We start from the raw sequence: 15,701 nt of genomic DNA, 5'->3' as shown, positions 1-15,701 counted from the left end.
GGGCAGGATCCAGGGACCGGGTACCGCCGATGCTCTCAGATACCGAGCTTGTCAGATGACGGGTGGGCGGCCCAGTCGAGTCAGGCGCCATACCGTACGCCACTTCATGGGGCGCCGTGGGCCGCATGAAGTGGTCCAGCCCTCCACGAAGCCGCCGAACCAGGCCTTCAGCGCAGGTCGCGAGGGGCGGCGGGCGAGGGTGAGCAGCATCCAGACACCGAGGTATACGGGGACCAGGGGGGCGGGCAGGTTGCGGCGGGCGAGCCAGACGCGGTTGCGGGCCACCATGCGGTGGTAAACGGCATGCCGGGAGGGGGCGGTCGTGGGGTGGTGGAGCACCATGTCCGCGCGGTAGTCGATCAGCCAGCCGGCGTCGAGGGCGCGCCAGGCGAGGTCGGTCTCCTCATGGGCGTAGAAGAACTCCTCAGGCAGTCCGCCGACCTCGGCGAAGACCTTCGTACGGACCGCGTTGGCGCCGCCGAGGAACGTGGTGACCCGTGAGTTGCGCATCGGGTCGGCGGCGCGCAGGCGCGGGACGTGGCGGCGCTGGGTGGTACCGGTGTCGGGGTCGGCGATGCGGAAGCTGATGATCCCGAGCTTCGGGTCGGCCTCGAAGGCCTGGCGGCACAGTTCGGCGGTGTCGTTGCGGGCGAGCAGGCCGTCGTCGTCCAGGAAGAGGAGGACGTCCACGTCGGTGCCGCCGGGGCCGAAGGCTTCGACGCCGACGTTGCGGCCGCCGGGGATGCCGAGGTTCTCGGGCAGCTCGATGGTCCGTACGCCCTCGGGGACGTCCGGCACCGGGGAGCCGTTGCCCACCACGACCGCCTCGACCGGGTCGCCGTCCTGCTTGGCGACCGAGTCGAGGAGGGCGCGGAGTTCGTCGGGGCGGTTGCCCATGGTGATGATCACCGCGCCGACCTTCATGGCGGGGGTCACTTCAGCCTGCTCGACGCCAGGATGGACACCAGGTGCAGCAGGGTCTGCAGGAGTGCGATGCCGGCCAGCACGGCGACTCCGAGCCGCGAGAAGAACAGGTCGTCCCTGACCGTGTCCAGGACCGCCAGGACCAGGATCAGCAGTGACGCCTCGACGCCGAGTACGAGCCGGTGGAACTTCAGCGCGGCGGCGGCCTTGCGGGCCAGCGCCATCCCGGAGGCGCGCAACTCGGAGGCCGACTCCTGGACCGGCGGCTTGCCGGTCTGGTGACGCGCGACGCCTACGAGGTCGGTCTCGGCCTTGATCAGTATCGCGCCGAGGGCGGCGAGGGTTCCGAGGAAGGCCCACAGCCAGTCGATCCGCCCGGAGCCCCACAGGTCGGCGGCGCGCAGTCCGAAGCCGACGAGGACCGCGGCGTCGCACAGATAGGCGCCGACCCGGTCCACGTAGACGCCGGCGAGCGAGTACTGCTTGCGCCAGCGGGCGAGTTCGCCGTCGACGCAGTCGAACAGCAAGTAGAGCTGGACCATCAGCACGCCGAGCACGGCGCCCGGGATGCCCGGCACCAGCAGGGCCGGGGCGGCGAGGACGCCGAAGACGGTCATCAGGTAGGTCAGCTGGTTGGGCGTGACCTTCGTGTTCACCAGGTGCCGGTCGATACGCAGCGACAGCTCGCGCATGTACAGCCGGCCGGCCCAGTGCTCGCCGCTCCGCCGGTCCTTCACACCCGGGGGGTGCACGACCGGCCGGAGCTCAGCTACCGATGGCTTTTGCATAGTCGGCTGCATAGTCGGCGTATGCGTCCCTGATCTGGTCGGTGGACAGGTCGAGGTGCTCGAGGATCGTGTAGCGGCCCGGCCGGGTCTTCGGAGCGAACTTCACGACCTCGACGAACTCGTCGACGGTGAACCCGATGTCCTCCGGGAGGACGGGCAACCCGTGGCGGTGCAGCACCGTGGCCATGTGCGCCGACTCCTCATGGGCCCCGCGCAGGTGCATCGCGAAGGCCGCGCCCAGGCCGCACTGCTCGCCATGGCTGGCCGCGCGCTTGGGGTGCAGGAGGTCGAAGGCGTGGTTGATCTCGTGGCAGGCACCGGAAGCGGGGCGGGAGTCGCCCGCGACCGACATGGAGATGCCGGTGAGCACCAGGCCCTCGGCGAGCACCTGGAGGAAGCCGTCGTCACCGACGCCGCCTGGGTGCCGCAGCACGGCCTCGCCAGCCTGGCGCGCCATGGCGGCGGCCAGACCGTCGATCGCCTCGCCCTTCTCACGGTTGGCGAGCTCCCAGTCCGCGACCGCGGAGATGTTGGACAGGGCGTCGCCGATTCCGGAACGTACGAAACGGACCGGCGCCTCACGGATCACATCGAGGTCGATGACGACCGCGATCGGGTTCGGTACGCCGTAGGAGCCGCGGCCCGCGTCGTTGTCGAGGGTCGCGACCGGCGAGCACAGACCGTCGTGCGAGAGGTTCGTGGCGACGGCGACCAGCGGGAGGCCGATCCGCGCCGCGGCGAACTTCGCACAGTCGATGATCTTGCCGCCGCCGAGGCCCACGACTGCGTCGTAGTGCCCCGACTTCATTTCGTCGGCGAGCCGGATCGCGTCGTCGAGGGTGCCGCCGCCGACCTCGTACCAGCTCGCGCCGGGCAGGGCAGGGGCGAGCCGCTCGCGCAGCTTGGCCCCCGAGCCGCCGCTGATCGCGACGGCCAGTTTGCCGGAGTGTGAGATGCGCTGGTCGGCGAGAACGCCCGCCAGGTCGTCCAGGGCGCCCGGGCGGATGTCGACGACGACCGGCGAGGGGATGAGCCTCGTCAGTACTGGCACGCGATCACACGTCCCTTGGCGAGGTCGTCGTGGTTGTCGATCTCGACCCAGCTGACGTCGCCGATGGGCGCCACGTCGATGCGGAAGCCGCGGTTCACGAGCTCCTGGTAGCCGTGCTCGTAGAACTGCTGCGGGTCGGTCTCGAAGACGGCCTTCAGGGCGTCGGCCAGCTCGTCGGCGGCCTCGCCCTCGATGAGGGTGACGCCGATGTACTCACCGGTGGCCTCGGCCGGGTCCATCAGCTTGGTGATCTTCGTCATGCCGCCCTCGGGGCCGACGACGACCTTCATCTCCTCGTCGGCGAGGTCCTTCACCGTGTCCAGGGCGAGGATGATCTTCTTGCCGTCGCCGCGGGCGGCGAGCAGCGTCTTTTCGACGGAGACCGGGTGCACGGTGTCGCCGTTGGCGAGGATCACCGAGTGCTTGATGGCGTCACGGCCGCACCACAGGGAGTAGGCGTTGTTCCACTCCTCGGCCTTGTCGTTGTCGATGAGGGTGATCTTGAGGCCGTACTTCTGCTCGAGGGCCTCGCGGCGCTCGTAGACGGCCTCCTTGCGGTAGCCGACGATGATCGCGACCTCGGTCAGGCCGATCTCGGCGAAGTTGCCGAGGGTGAGGTCGAGCACGGTGATGCTGTCCTCGCTGCCCTCGGGTCCCACCGGCACCAGTGCCTTGGGCAGGGTGTCGGTATAAGGGCGCAGACGCCGTCCGGCGCCGGCCGCCAGCACGAGGCCGATCATGCGGGTTCTCCTTCATCGTGTACGGCGGGTGCGCCGCGCTTGTGGGCGGTCACCCAGAAACGGATGCTCTCCACGAGCACCACGAGGGCCACGGCCACGGCGAGCGCCGTGAGCGCGACCTTGAAATCAGTGGCGGCGAGCAGCGCGGCCAGAACGGTGACCAGCAGCGTCCTGCCTTCGTGCCCGCCGATCGCCCGCACCAGCCAGTTCGGCGGCGCGCCGGCGTTGCCGCGGATGCGGTACACCGTGTCGTAGTGATGGTAGGCGACGGCGCCCACCAGGCCGAAAGCCGCTGGAAGGGCTCCGTTTACGTCGGCTTTGGCCGCCAGTATCAGAACGGTGCAGTATTCGGCGGCGCGGAAGACCGGCGGAATCAGCCAATCGAGGGCGCCCTTGAGGGGGTGCGCGACGGCGGCGCCGGCGTTGAGGACGTAGATCAGCGCGAAGATGACGGGCAGCCAACTCCCGTAGGGCTCCGCCCAGGTCCAGAACACCAGGAGGACGACGGCGCCCGCGGCACCCGACAGCCGGGCGCCGGACTTGTCCGCCTTGACGCCGATACGGCGCCACACACGCACCACCGCTTCGGCGAGCGGCCCCGAGTCCGCGAGGTCCGCCAGCGCCTGCGCCGCCCGGTCCGTGCGCTGCGCCTTGCGCGTCAGCGAGCGCAGAACTCGGCCCGCCGTCGTGTACGTCGCCGCGAAGGCAGAGCCGATGAGCAGCGCGTAGAAGGTGATACGCGGAGTGGTGACCGCCGTGAGGACGGCGATCATCGCCCAGCGTTCGCCGATCGGCAGGACGATCATCCTGCGCACCCAGACCGTCCAGCCGACGCTGTCGAGCCGACCCGAAAGGGTCGCTGTGGGGCTGGTGTTGGCGGTGGCGTCGTGATTCGCCTCGTTGAAGGAGAAGTCGACGACATGTCGACAGGTCTGCAGAACCATCGCGCCGAGGGCGAGGGCCCATACGTCATCACCGCCGCGGGCCGCGCCGAGCGCGAGGCCCGCGTAGTAGGCGTACTCCTTGGCGCGGTCGAAGGTCGCGTCGAGCCAGGCGCCGAGCGTGGAGTACTGCAGCGAGTAGCGGGCGAGCTGTCCGTCCGTGCAGTCCAGGACGAAGGAGAAGAGGAGCAGTAGACCGGCGGCGACGAAGCCCGTCCGGGTGCCGGTCGCCGCACAGCCCGCCGCGATGAGCGCGGTGAACAGCGAGGCAGTGGTGACCTGATTCGGGGTCAGTCCTCGGCGGGCGCACCAGCGGGCGAGATAGCGGGAGTACGGGCTGATGAAGTACGTGGTGAAGAAGCCGTCGCGGGACTTCACGGCCGTACGCAGCCTGATCGCCTCGTCGTCGACGGCGGCCACAGCCTGCCGGGCTTCGTTGCGGGCCTGCGGGTCGCGGGGGACTTCGGCGACGAGTTCGCCGAGTTCGGGGCGGTGCAGTTCGGTGTCGAGCAGCTCGGCGACGCGGTCGGCGACGATGCCGACGACCACGGAGCCATTAGAGGCGTCACCGGCGGCCGTGCGCAACGCGCGGTCCAGCGCGGGACGGGCGGCGGGGCGGACGGTCACGGCGCCGGGGATCGCGGCGGCGGCGAAGCGGGGGTCAGTGAGCCCGAGGCGCAGCGCGTGGACGTGGCCCACGAAGCGGGCGTCGACGACGGCGACCCGTTCATCCGCGGGTACGGCGGCCAGGAGCGTCTCGGCGTCGGCCGCGTCAGAGGCGACCCGCACGTCGAAGCCGAGCGACCGCAGATCGCCCTCGAGCGACGATCCGGGGACCGGCTGACCGGTGAGGATGGCGGTCGACAGACGAACTCACTCCCTGGGTTCCGACGCGTCCGCGGCGCCGGGCATGTACGCGATGGGGGCACCCAGAGCGGGGCCCCGGGCGGCGTGTCGGCAGAGGCTATCGGATGATGGGAATCCGCCGTTCACCGCCTGTTCACGGCCCGATCAGCGTGATCTGTATGCCGCGTCCGCTGCGATCATCATCAAGGATCGGGGCCCCGCGCCCCAAATCGCGATCCCAGAACGGGGCTTTTCAGGGCAAGAATCGCGGCCCGCTCCGGAGTCGATCGGTCCGGCATAGGGTGAAGGACCATGACATGGCTGATCACAGGCGGAGCAGGCTATATCGGTGCACATGTGGCGCGGATCATGGCCGATGCGGGAGAGCGGGTCATCGCGCTCGACGATCTCTCGGCCGGGGCTCCCCATCGGCTGTCGCCGGACATCCCTCTCATTCGGGGCTCATCGCTCGACGGAGAGCTACTGAAGCGGACGTTCGCTGAACACACGGTGACGGGAGTGGTGCATCTCGCCGCGCGCAAGCAGGTCGGCGAGTCCGTGGCCCAGCCCACGCGCTACTACCAGGAGAACGTGGGCGGCCTCGCCACCCTCCTCGAAGCGGTCGCCGAGGCAGGCATCCAGCGCTTCGTCTTCTCCTCGTCCGCGGCCGTCTACGGCAACCCGGATGTGGACCTCATCACGGAGGACACCCCCTGTGCCCCGATGAGCCCGTACGGCGAGACGAAGCTCACCGGTGAGTGGCTGGTACGCGCGGCGGGCCGGGCGCACGGTATCGCCACGGTGTGCCTGCGCTACTTCAACGTGGCGGGCGCCGCGGCACCCGAACTGGCCGACACCGGTGTCTTCAACGTCGTACCGATGGTCTTCGACCGGCTCATCCGCGGCGAGGCCCCGCGGATCTTCGGCGACGACTATCCGACGCCGGACGGCACGTGCGTACGCGACTACATCCACGTCGCCGATCTCGCCGAAGCCCACCTGGCGGCAGCCCGGCGGCTGACCGCGGCCGGCCCGGCGGGCGACCTGACGGTGAACATCGGCCGCGGTGAGGGTGTTTCGGTACGCGAGCTCGTGACACTCATCAGCGAGGTCACCGGCGACACCCGCCCCGCGATCGTCGAGCCCCGCCGCCCGGGCGACGCCCCGCGCGCGGTGGCCTCGGCCGCGCTGGCCGCCGAGGAACTGGGCTGGACCGCGCGGCACGGGGTGCGCGAGATGGTCGAGTCGGCCTGGCGGGGGTGGCGGCTCCACCACTCCGGCTGAGCGCGCAACGTACGCGCAGGCATTGAGGGTCGGCTTATTGGGAGGCGACGCCAACACCCTCGGTGCTAACGTGACCTGCGATCTGGGAGGTGGGTTGATGACCGTCGTGTTCCGCGCTGCCGCGCGCAGCGACTCAGGCATCCCCAACTCCCGGGCCCGCGGCTGACATTCGTCGACTCTCGCTGTCCTTACGCAATCGTCGGCCGGGCCCCTCACCCAAGGGTTTCCACGTTGACCGACAACGCTGAACACAACGCCTTCTTCACCCTGCGCCACGGACTTCCGCGGCAGGCCCCCGGATCCGACGCCACCACCCGTCGCCTCCTCTCGCTCGCGGGCCCGCTGCCCGCCCGTCCGCGCGTCCTCGACCTGGGCTGTGGCCCCGGCCGCTCCGCACTGCTGCTCGCCGCGGAGGCGGGCGCCGAGGTGACCGCCGTCGATCTGCACGAGCCGTTCCTCGCCGAACTGCGGGCCGCCGCCGAGGAGCGCGGGCTCGCCGACGCGATCCGCACCGTCCAGGGGGACATGGGCGAACTCCCTTTCCCAGAGGGTTCGTTCGACCTCCTCTGGGCCGAGGGCTCCGCCTACATCATCGGCTTCGACACCGCGCTGCGCTCCTGGCGGCGCCTGCTCGCCCCCGGCGGCACGCTCGTACTCACCGAGTGCGGGTGGACCACCGACACACCTTCGCCGGAGGCCCGCGCCTTCTGGGCGGACCACTTCGAGCTGCGTACGACGGGGGAGAACCGCCGGGCCGCCGAAGCCGCCGGGTACACCGTCCTCGGCGTGTACCAGCAGCCGGAGTCGGACTGGGACGAGTACTACGGTCCGCTAGCCGCCAAGGCCGATGTGGCCGATCTCGCCCGGCCCGGCATGCCCGAGGCCGTCGCGGGCGCCCGCGCGGAGATCGCGCAGCGCCGGGAGCACGGTGGCGAGTACGGCTACGTGGGGTACGTACTGCGGCCGAAGGTCACCTCCGGCTGGCTCACCCGCCCGGAGACCGCCGCGGACCACGCCGAAGTGCACGCGGTCAACGCCGCGGCCTTCCCGACCGAGGCAGAGGCCGACCTGGTGGACGCGCTGCGCGCCGACCCAGCGGCCTGGCTGCCGGGTCTGTCGTACGTGGCCGAGGCCCCGGACGGCACGGTGGTGGCGTACGCGCTGCTCACCCGCTGCCATGTGGACGGCGCGCCGGCGCTCGCGCTGGCTCCCGTGGCGGTGCGGCCGGCGTATCAGCGTCAGGGCGCCGGAGTAGCCGTCGTACGCGCCGTACTGGAGGCGGCACGAGCGCGTGGGGAGGGGCTGGTGCTCGTGCTCGGGCACCCGGAGTACTACCCGCGCTTCGGCTTCACGTCCGCTTCGGGGTACGGCATCCGGCCCGGTTTCGAGGCCCCTGACGAGGCGATGATGGCCTTGGTTCTGGACGATTCTGTGCCGGTGCCGACGGGCACGATCAGGTATCCGGCCGCTTTCGGCGTCTGATCGGTGGTGGCCCGCTTGTCCGATTCGGCCGCGTGGGCGGAACCGGACAAGCGGGACACCGCGTGGTGTCGGGAGTGCCGGATTCGTACGGCAGACTTGGGTCCCGAAATCCGATGCGAAGGATGGGTATGCCGATCACACGTGGCACCGCGACGCACACCTCGTCGAACGGCTCCGCCGAAGCGATCCTGCTGGAACTGGTCGACGAGGACGGCACGACGATCGGCACCGCGGAGAAGCTCGCCGCGCATCAACCGCCCGGGCAGCTGCACCGGGCGTTCTCGGTGTTCCTGTTCGACGAGCGCGGCCGGCTGCTGCTGCAGCAGCGCGCGCTCGGCAAGTACCACTCCCCCGGCGTCTGGTCCAACACCTGCTGCGGCCACCCCTACCCCGGTGAGGCGCCCTTCGCGGCGGCCGCACGACGCACGTACGAGGAGCTCGGGGTCTCGCCGTCCCTGCTCGCCGAGGCGGGCACGGTGCGCTACAACCACCCGGACCCGCACTCCGGCCTGGTGGAACAGGAGTTCAACCACCTCTTCGTCGGCATGATCCAGTCGCCGCTGCGGCCGGATCCGGAGGAGGTCGGCACGACGGTCTTCGTAACGCCCACCGAGCTGACGGAACGGCATGTCAGGGATCCGTTCTCCACGTGGTTCATGACGGTCCTGGACGCGGCCCGCCCCGCGATCAGGGAAATGACGGGCCCGAGCGCCGGGTGGTGACCAGCTCTACGGCGCGGGTTTGAGGGGCAGGGCCGCCCAGATCACCTTGCCGCCGGTCGCGGTGTGTTCGACGTCGCACGCTCCGCCCGCTTCCCTGGTGATCTCGGTCACCAGGAGCAGGCCGCGGCCGCCGGTCTGGGCGTGGTCGGCCTCCAGGGCGGTCGGGCGGTAGGGGTGGTTGTCCTCGACGGCGACCCGTACCCACTCGGCGCCGACGGCGACCTCCACGGCGAGCATCGGCGAGAGCAGCGCCGCATGCCGCACCACGTTGGTCACCAACTCGGAGACGATCAGCAGCAGCCCCTGGACGAGGTCGTCCGAGGCGGGCACGCCCTGGCGGGCCAGCAGATCGCGGACGGCATGCCGTGCCTGCGGCACCGAGGCCTCGACGGAGGGCGCGGTGAACCGCCAGACCCCCTCGTACGGCAGCGGGTCCGGCGGTCTGCTGTCGCCGTCCGTGTCCCCGCCGCCTTCAGGGCGAGGGTCGCGCCCCCGCCCATGATCGTCCATCGTCCGGTCGCCACCCTTGCGCTCGATCGTCACCACACGTCGAGTGTTGGTAACGCAGTGGTGCGAACCCAAGTACTGAACGGAAGTCAGCGAGTATCGACGCTTTCTGACCGTCTGCATATGACACCGACAGTCCGCGAGACCGCTCCCTGCCCTTCTTGTGCCGAATTCGGAACTCTTCGGTTTGTACGGGTACGGATAGCATCCGGCGTATGGAGCCGCAGTTGTTGCACAGCGTCACCGACGGGGTCGCCACCGTCGTGATCCACCATCCGGCGAAGCGCAATGCCATGACGGCCGGCATGTGGGCCGCGTTGCCGCCGCTGCTCGACACGCTGACCGCCGACCCCACCGTACGGGCGCTGGTGCTCACCGGCGAAGGCGGGACCTTCTGCGCCGGGGCCGACATCTCGACGCTGCGGGGTTCCGCCGACGAGGCGCAGGGTCTCGCGGTACGCGCCGAGGACGCGCTCGCCGCCTTTCCCAAGCCGACGCTCGCCGCGGTACGCGGTCACTGTGTGGGCGGCGGCTGCCAGTTGGCGGCGGCGTGCGATCTGCGGTTCGTGGACGAGGGCGCGCTGTTCGGTATCACTCCGGCGAAGCTGGGGATCGTGTACCCGGCTTCCTCCACGCGGCGGCTGGTGTCGCTGGTGGGGCCCGCCACCGCCAAGTACCTGCTGTTCTCGGGCGAGTTGATCGACGCGGAACACGCGCTGCGGACCGGCCTGGTCGACGAGGTGCTGCCGGAGGGCGAACTCGACAAGCGGGTCGCGGAGTTCACACGCGTACTGGCCACCCGCTCGCAGCTGACGCAGGCGGCGGCGAAGGAGTTCGCCGACGGCCGCACGGACCGGGACGCGTACTGGGCCGGGCAGGCGCGCGGCAGCGGCGACACCGCGGAGGGCGTCGCCGCCTTTCTGGAGCGCCGTCAGCCACGCTTCACGTGGACCGCCTCGGGGTCAACTACACAAGAGTGAAGCGGCTGTTGGTGCGGAACTCCTCGACGAGATGCGCGGGCGCCTTCTGCGGGGCCCCCGCGTCGTAGGGCGGCTGCGGGTCGTACTCGATCATCAGCTGTACGGCCTGGGCGTGTTCGTCGCCGGCGATCCTGCCGACCAGGGTGAGCCCCATGTCGATGCCGGACGAGACTCCGGCCGCGGTGACGTACTTGCCGTCGGTCACGACCCGCTCCCCCGTCGGCTCGGCGCCGTACTGCTTGAGGAAGTCGAGGGCCAGCCAGTGGGAGGTGGCGCGGCGGCCGTCCAGCAGGCCGGCCGCGGCCAGCAGCAGGGAGCCGGTGCACACGGAGGTGGTCCAGGTGCTGGTGGTGTCGGTGGTGCGCAGCCAGTCGAGGAGCGTCTCGTTCTCCATCTGCGCGAACTGGCCGGGCCCTCCGGGGACCACGACGATGTCGGGGCTCGGGACCTCGGCGAGGGTCTTGTCGGCGGTGATCGCGAGGAAGCCGGTGTCGGTGCGGAGAGGGCCCGTCTGCTCGGCCACGAAGACGGTCTCCGCGTCGGGGAGGCGGCCGAGGGTCTCGTACGGGCCGACGGCGTCCAGGGCGGTGAAGCGGTCGAAGAGAACGATCGCGATCTGCATCGGAGTCCTTCCGGTTCGGTGAGTTCGGTTTCGGCTCGGTCGGGTTCGGCGGATGGGCCGGGGAGCTCAGGCGGTGGGCCCGGCCGGTGAGTTGAGTCGGCGGCCTCAGTCGACGGGCACGGGGCGGAAGCGGCGGCGGTACTCCGCCGGGGCCGCGCCGAGGGTCCGTACGAAGGCGCGGCGCATCGCCTCCGGGGTGCCGTAGCCGCAGGCGCGGGAGATCTCCTCGATGCCGTCGGCGGTGTCCTCCAGGAGACGCCGGGCGTGTTCGAGGCGGACGCGTTCGACGTACCGACCGGGGGTCATGCCCGTCTCGGTCTGGAAGGCGCGGGCGAAGTGGCGCGGGGAGAGGTTGGCGCGGGCGGCGAGCGGCTCGACGGTCAGGGGCTCGCCGGGGTGTTCGCTGATCCTCCCCCACTGCCTTAAGGGCGTGGGAGGTGCCCCCAGCTGGACATCGCGGAGCGGTTGGCGCTGGGCGGTCTGCGCGGCGAGCTGGGCGCTGAACTGCGCCTGGTTTCCCGGGCGTCGGAGGAACACGACCAGATGGCGGGCGATGGCGAGGGCGGTCTTGCGGCCGAGGTCCTCCTCGACGAGCGCGAGGGCGAGGTCGATTCCCGAGGTGACTCCCGCCGAGGTGGCCACGTTCCCGTCGCGCACGAAGATGGGGTCCGGGTCGACGTCGATCGCCGGGTGGTCGCGGCCGAGCATGTCGCAGGACGCCCAGTGGGTCGTCGCCCGGCGGCCGTCCAGGAGGCCCGCCGCGGCGAGCAGGAGCGCGCCGGTGCAGACGGACACCAGGCGCTCCGCGCGCGGGCCGTGCTCACGCAGCCAGTCGACGAGGTCCGGGTCCGGCTTCCGGGTGCCGTTGCCGCCGGGGACGAGGAGGGTGTGCGGGGCGGGGGCGTCGGCGAGGGCGTGGTCCGGGACCAGGGTGAGGCCGCTGGTGGCGCGCGCAGGGGCGCCGTCCAGGGTGGCCGTGCGGATGCGGTACGTGCCGGGGTGGCCGGTCTCGGCTCCCGCGAAGACCTCCACGGGGCCCGTGACATCGAGACTCTGGATGCCCTCGAAGAGGACGACGAGAACGGTTCGGGGTGCCATGTGCTCGATTCTTGGCGCGCGCTGTGACGGCCGCAATGACGAGCACCCCACCTTTCCTGCCACGCCGACGCCCCTGCCGAAGGAACCTGCCGAGATGGATCGAGGGCACGGCATTCCGTTCATACTGAGCAGTCGGTTAGCCTGCGCCTCATGACCAGTGCACTCCAGGAACGCGCCGGGCGGCGCTGCCACAACGTCCTCAATCCGCTTCACTCCGCGCTCTACTTCTCGCCGGACCTGGGGCGGGAACTGGCCGATCTCGGGGTCGCCGACCGCAATGCCGCGTACTTCGCGACGCGGGCCGCGGCCATGGGGGCGGTGGGTCCGGGCGTGGTGACCGCGACGTTCTACAACTTCCGCCACCAACTGGTGGCGAAGCACGTACCCGAGGTGTGGCGGACCGCGTCTCCGGAGGCCGTGCTTGCGGCACGCGCGCGTGCCGCCGACTCCACGCTGCGGCGGCTGCTCGGTGACGAGGTGATCGAGTCTCCGGAGATGGCGGAGGCGGCTCAGCTCGCGCTGCGGGCGACCGAGGCCTGCGTACGGACCGCACGCCCGCTGTACGCGGCTCACGCGGACCTGCCCGTGCCCGACGAGCCCCATCTCGTGCTCTTTCACGCGGCCACGCTGCTGCGCGAGCACCGCGGGGACGGGCACCTCACGGTGCTGCTCGGCGCGGAACTCGACCCCGTGGAGGCGCTGGTGAGCCACACCGCGACCGGCAAGGGCATGTCGCCGAGGTGGGCCCTCGCCACCCGTGGCTGGCGGCGCGAGGACTGGGACGCCGCGACCGGGCGGCTCCGGGAGCGCGGACTGCTCGACGCCGAGGGCGAGTTGACGGCGGACGGCGTCGACCTGCGCCGGGAGATCGAGTCGCAGACGGACCGCCTGGACCGGGGCCCGTACGAGCACTTGGGCGCGGAGGGGGTGGAGCGCCTGAGGGAGCTGGCGACCGGGTTCCTGATGACCGCGCTGGCGGCGGGGGCGTTTCCGGAGGACATGATCGGCAAGGGCTGAGGGCTTGCAGCGTGCGTACGGGGGAATGGCGCGACGAGCGGCAATCACCCCGCACGCGACACGAACCCAACCGCCCGACCTCCGGAGGCCCACGTATCAGAACGGTTCTCCGAGGTACCCGGACGTCCCCGGCCGCGACCCAACGGGCCGGGAGACGAAAGGAGAAGCACGTGCTCCGTGCGATCGCTGACGTGTTGCGACAGATTGGCGCGGCGCTCGCCACAGTGGTGACGCTGCCGTTCCGGGCCGTGGCCCGGCTGCTCGGCGGCGCCTCGCACTCCACGCGACGTACCGGGCGGGCCCGCAGGGTGTGACCTCGGACCGCCCGCTGAGCCGGACCGCCCAGGGCGTGTCCGGCTCTCCTGGTAAACCGCCGCGCCGCCCTGATCCCCCGTTGTCGGTGCCACCTGCCACAATTGCCGCGCAACCTCAGTGAGAAGGCGGTACGGGATCGTGACGACACCCGGATCCAGCGGGTCCACCAACGTAGGGTCCATCGAAGGCAGGATCGCCGAGGAGCTCGGCGTACGGGAGCGGCAGGTCAAGGCTGCCGTGGAGCTGCTCGACGGCGGTTCGACGGTGCCCTTCATCGCCCGCTACCGCAAGGAAGCGACCGAGATGCTCGACGATGCGCAGTTGCGCACGCTCGAGGAGCGGCTGCGCTATCTGCGGGAGCTGGAGGAGCGGCGGACGGCGATCCTCGAATCGGTGCGCGAGCAGGGCAAGCTCACCGATGAGTTGGAGGCGCGGATCCTCGGCGCGGAGACGAAGGCGCGCCTGGAGGACATCTATCTGCCGTTCAAGCCGAAGCGGCGGACGAAGGCGCAGATCGCGCGCGAGGCGGGTCTTGAGCCGCTGGCCGAGGGCCTGCTCGGCGACGCGTCCGTAGAACCCCTGGCCGCGGCGGCGGCGTTCGTCGACGCCGACAAGGGCGTGGCCGACCCGCAGGCGGCCCTCGACGGTGCCCGCGCGATCCTCACCGAGCGCTTCTCGGAGGACGCCGACCTGATCGGCGAACTGCGTGAGCGCATGTGGGTGCGCGGGCGGCTGGCCGCCAAGGTGCGGGAGGGCAAGGAGGAGGCGGGCGCCAAGTTCGCCGACTACTTCGACTTCGCCGAGCCCTTCACGGAGCTGCCCTCGCACCGCATCCTGGCCATGCTGCGCGGCGAGAAGGAGGAGGTCCTCGACCTCGTCCTGGAGCCCGAGGAGCCCACGGACGGGCCTTCGTCGTACGAGGGGATCGTCGCGCACCGCTTCGGGATCGCCGACCGGGGCCGGCCCGGCGACAAGTGGCTGACGGACACGGTCCGTTGGGCCTGGCGCACCCGCATCCTCGTGCACCTGGGCATCGACCTGCGCCTCCGGTTGCGTACGGCCGCCGAGGACGAGGCGGTCAACGTCTTCGCGGCGAACCTGCGCGACCTGCTGCTCGCCGCCCCCGCTGGCACGCGCTCGACGCTGGGGCTCGACCCCGGATTCCGTACGGGCGTGAAGGTGGCCGTCGTCGACGCGACCGGCAAGGTCGTCGCCACGGACGTCATCTACCCGCACGTCCCGGCGAACAGGTGGGACGAAGCCATCGCCAAGCTCGCGCGGCTCGCCAAGGAGCACGCGGTCGAGCTGATCGCGATCGGGAACGGCACGGCGTCCCGAGAGACGGACAAGCTCGCCGGTGAACTCATCACCAAACACCCGGAGTTGAAGCTCACGAAGGTGATGGTGTCGGAGGCCGGCGCCTCCGTCTATTCGGCCTCGGCCTTCGCCTCGCAGGAGCTGCCCGGCATGGACGTGTCGCTGCGCGGCGCCGTGTCCATCGCGCGGCGCCTCCAGGACCCGCTGGCCGAGCTGGTGAAGATCGACCCGAAGTCGATCGGTGTCGGGCAGTACCAGCACGATCTGTCCGAGGTGAAGCTGTCCCGGTCGCTGGACGCGGTGGTCGAGGACTGTGTGAACGGCGTCGGGGTGGACGTGAACACGGCGTCCACGCCGCTGCTCGCGCGGGTGTCCGGCATCTCGTCCGGGCTCGCGGAGAACATCGTGGCGCACCGGGATGCCAACGGCCCGTTCAAGTCGCGGTCCGAGCTGAAGAGCGTGGCGCGGCTGGGTCCGAAGGCGTACGAGCAGTGCGCGGGGTTCCTCCGGATTCGCGGGGGTGACGATCCGCTGGACGCGTCCAGCGTGCACCCGGAGGCGTATCCCGTGGTGCGGCGGATGGTGAAGACGGCGGGCAGTGAGGTGGCCTCGCTGGTCGGTAACACGGGTGTGCTGCGCTCGCTGAAGCCGGGCGACTTCGTGGACGAGACGTTCGGTCTGCCGACGGTGACGGACATCCTGAAGGAGCTGGAGAAGCCGGGGCGTGACCCGCGGCCGGCCTTCAAGACGGCGACGTTCAAGGAGGGTGTGGAGAAGATCTCCGACCTGGCCTCCGGGATGGTGCTGGAGGGCGTCGTGACGAACGTGGCGGCGTTCGGGGCGTTCGTGGACGTCGGTGTCCACCAGGACGGCCTGGTGCACGTCTCCGCGATGTCGAAGACCTTCGTCAAGGACCCGCGGGACGTGGTCAAGCCCGGCGACATCGTCAAGGTGAAGGTCCTTGAGGTCGACATTCCGCGGAAGCGGATTTCTTTGACGCTGCGGTTGGATGACGAGGCCGCGCCCAAGGAGGCGCGCGGGCTCGGCGGGGATCTGCTGGGCGCGCT

General features: G+C 70.7%; 15 protein-coding genes. 7 read left to right on the top strand and 8 right to left on the bottom strand.

The features are described 5' to 3' along the window. Nucleotides 1-51: 51 nt before the first annotated feature. Genes G6048_RS01270 through G6048_RS01250 form a run of 5 tightly spaced genes read right to left on the bottom strand, consistent with a single transcriptional unit; the run spans nt 52 to nt 5,311 of the window. Nucleotides 52-936 carry a glycosyltransferase family 2 protein gene (locus G6048_RS01270; protein ID WP_165337531.1) on the bottom strand — a complete coding sequence of 295 codons (885 nt, stop codon included), beginning with the start codon at nt 934-936 and terminating at the stop codon, nt 52-54. Beyond that, nucleotides 933-1,712: a CDP-alcohol phosphatidyltransferase family protein gene (locus G6048_RS01265; protein ID WP_206341025.1), complete on the bottom strand. Its 780-nt coding sequence runs from the start codon at nt 1,710-1,712 to the stop codon at nt 933-935. Before G6048_RS01265 ends, G6048_RS01270 begins: the two co-directional genes overlap by 4 nt. After that, nucleotides 1,690-2,763 (bottom strand): iron-containing alcohol dehydrogenase family protein, encoded by a 1,074-nt coding sequence (locus tag G6048_RS01260; protein ID WP_165337529.1) that lies wholly within the window; start codon nt 2,761-2,763, stop codon nt 1,690-1,692. Before G6048_RS01260 ends, G6048_RS01265 begins: the two co-directional genes overlap by 23 nt. Next, entirely contained in the window at nt 2,751-3,503 is a 753-nt protein-coding gene (locus tag G6048_RS01255; protein WP_165337528.1) for a phosphocholine cytidylyltransferase family protein, read from the bottom strand. Before G6048_RS01255 ends, G6048_RS01260 begins: the two co-directional genes overlap by 13 nt. After that, nucleotides 3,500-5,311 carry a DUF5941 domain-containing protein gene (locus G6048_RS01250; protein ID WP_165337612.1) on the bottom strand — a complete coding sequence of 604 codons (1,812 nt, stop codon included), beginning with the start codon at nt 5,309-5,311 and terminating at the stop codon, nt 3,500-3,502. Before G6048_RS01250 ends, G6048_RS01255 begins: the two co-directional genes overlap by 4 nt. 291 nt (nt 5,312-5,602) lie before the next feature. Here G6048_RS01250 and galE point away from each other — a divergent pair, with 291 nt between their 5' ends. The 3 genes from galE to idi all read left to right on the top strand — a co-directional run bounded on the left by galE (nt 5,603) and on the right by idi (nt 8,778). Next, a complete protein-coding gene (gene galE / locus G6048_RS01245; RefSeq protein WP_165337527.1) occupies nt 5,603-6,574 on the top strand; it encodes a UDP-glucose 4-epimerase GalE in 972 nt (323 codons plus the stop codon). Between the two features lie 231 nt (nt 6,575-6,805). Further along, nucleotides 6,806-8,056 (top strand): bifunctional class I SAM-dependent methyltransferase/N-acetyltransferase, encoded by a 1,251-nt coding sequence (locus G6048_RS01240; protein ID WP_165337526.1) that lies wholly within the window; start codon nt 6,806-6,808, stop codon nt 8,054-8,056. Between the two features lie 128 nt (nt 8,057-8,184). Next, nucleotides 8,185-8,778 carry an isopentenyl-diphosphate Delta-isomerase gene (gene idi, locus G6048_RS01235; protein ID WP_165337525.1) on the top strand — a complete coding sequence of 198 codons (594 nt, stop codon included), beginning with the start codon at nt 8,185-8,187 and terminating at the stop codon, nt 8,776-8,778. A gap of 6 nt (nt 8,779-8,784) precedes the next feature. On the opposite strand, the gene G6048_RS01230 is transcribed toward idi, so the two are convergent. Beyond that, nucleotides 8,785-9,288 (bottom strand): ATP-binding protein, encoded by a 504-nt coding sequence (locus tag G6048_RS01230; protein WP_165337611.1) that lies wholly within the window; start codon nt 9,286-9,288, stop codon nt 8,785-8,787. Between the two features lie 212 nt (nt 9,289-9,500). Here G6048_RS01230 and G6048_RS01225 point away from each other — a divergent pair, with 212 nt between their 5' ends. After that, nucleotides 9,501-10,265, top strand: a complete 765-nt coding sequence (locus G6048_RS01225; RefSeq protein ID WP_165337524.1) for an enoyl-CoA hydratase/isomerase family protein — start codon at nt 9,501-9,503, stop codon at nt 10,263-10,265. On the opposite strand, the gene G6048_RS01220 is transcribed toward G6048_RS01225, so the two are convergent. Both G6048_RS01220 and G6048_RS01215 read right to left on the bottom strand, forming a co-directional pair. After that, nucleotides 10,252-10,887, bottom strand: a complete 636-nt coding sequence (locus G6048_RS01220) for a DJ-1/PfpI family protein (RefSeq protein ID WP_165337523.1) — start codon at nt 10,885-10,887, stop codon at nt 10,252-10,254. The two genes, G6048_RS01225 and G6048_RS01220, sit on opposite strands and share 14 nt — an antisense overlap. Nucleotides 10,888-10,992: 105 nt before the next feature. Further along, nucleotides 10,993-11,985 (bottom strand): GlxA family transcriptional regulator, encoded by a 993-nt coding sequence (locus tag G6048_RS01215; protein WP_165337522.1) that lies wholly within the window; start codon nt 11,983-11,985, stop codon nt 10,993-10,995. Between the two features lie 150 nt (nt 11,986-12,135). Here G6048_RS01215 and G6048_RS01210 point away from each other — a divergent pair, with 150 nt between their 5' ends. From G6048_RS01210 to G6048_RS01200, 3 genes are all read left to right on the top strand, one after another. Further along, nucleotides 12,136-13,002, top strand: coding sequence for an SCO6745 family protein (locus G6048_RS01210; protein WP_165337521.1), 867 nt, complete (start codon nt 12,136-12,138; stop codon nt 13,000-13,002). Between the two features lie 170 nt (nt 13,003-13,172). Beyond that, nucleotides 13,173-13,316, top strand: a complete 144-nt coding sequence (locus G6048_RS01205) for an LPFR motif small protein (protein ID WP_165337520.1) — start codon at nt 13,173-13,175, stop codon at nt 13,314-13,316. Nucleotides 13,317-13,455: 139 nt separating this feature from the next. Continuing rightward, on the top strand, nt 13,456-15,701 hold a 2,246-nt coding region (locus tag G6048_RS01200), incomplete at its 3' end, for a Tex family protein (protein ID WP_165337519.1).

This window comes from Streptomyces ureilyticus (assembly GCF_011045025.1).
GTDB classification, from domain to species: Bacteria; Actinomycetota; Actinomycetes; order Streptomycetales; family Streptomycetaceae; genus Streptomyces; species Streptomyces ureilyticus.
The sequence above is the reverse complement of the archived record's forward strand: the minus strand, read 5'-3'. Positions and strand labels throughout refer to the sequence as shown.

Excerpts from the sequence above, each read along its gene's own strand:
- G6048_RS01265 (WP_206341025.1), bottom strand. The coding sequence starts at position 1,712 with ATGCAAAAGCCATCGGTAGCTGAGCTCCGGCCGGTCGTGCACCCCCCG.
- G6048_RS01255 (WP_165337528.1), bottom strand. The coding sequence starts at position 3,503 with ATGATCGGCCTCGTGCTGGCGGCCGGCGCCGGACGGCGTCTGCGCCCT.
- galE (WP_165337527.1), top strand. The coding sequence starts at position 5,603 with ATGACATGGCTGATCACAGGCGGAGCAGGCTATATCGGTGCACATGTG.
- idi (WP_165337525.1), top strand. The coding sequence starts at position 8,185 with ATGCCGATCACACGTGGCACCGCGACGCACACCTCGTCGAACGGCTCC.
- G6048_RS01230 (WP_165337611.1), bottom strand. The coding sequence starts at position 9,288 with ATGGACGATCATGGGCGGGGGCGCGACCCTCGCCCTGAAGGCGGCGGG.
- G6048_RS01225 (WP_165337524.1), top strand. The coding sequence starts at position 9,501 with ATGGAGCCGCAGTTGTTGCACAGCGTCACCGACGGGGTCGCCACCGTC.
- G6048_RS01220 (WP_165337523.1), bottom strand. The coding sequence starts at position 10,887 with ATGCAGATCGCGATCGTTCTCTTCGACCGCTTCACCGCCCTGGACGCC.
- G6048_RS01215 (WP_165337522.1), bottom strand. The coding sequence starts at position 11,985 with ATGGCACCCCGAACCGTTCTCGTCGTCCTCTTCGAGGGCATCCAGAGT.
- G6048_RS01210 (WP_165337521.1), top strand. The coding sequence starts at position 12,136 with ATGACCAGTGCACTCCAGGAACGCGCCGGGCGGCGCTGCCACAACGTC.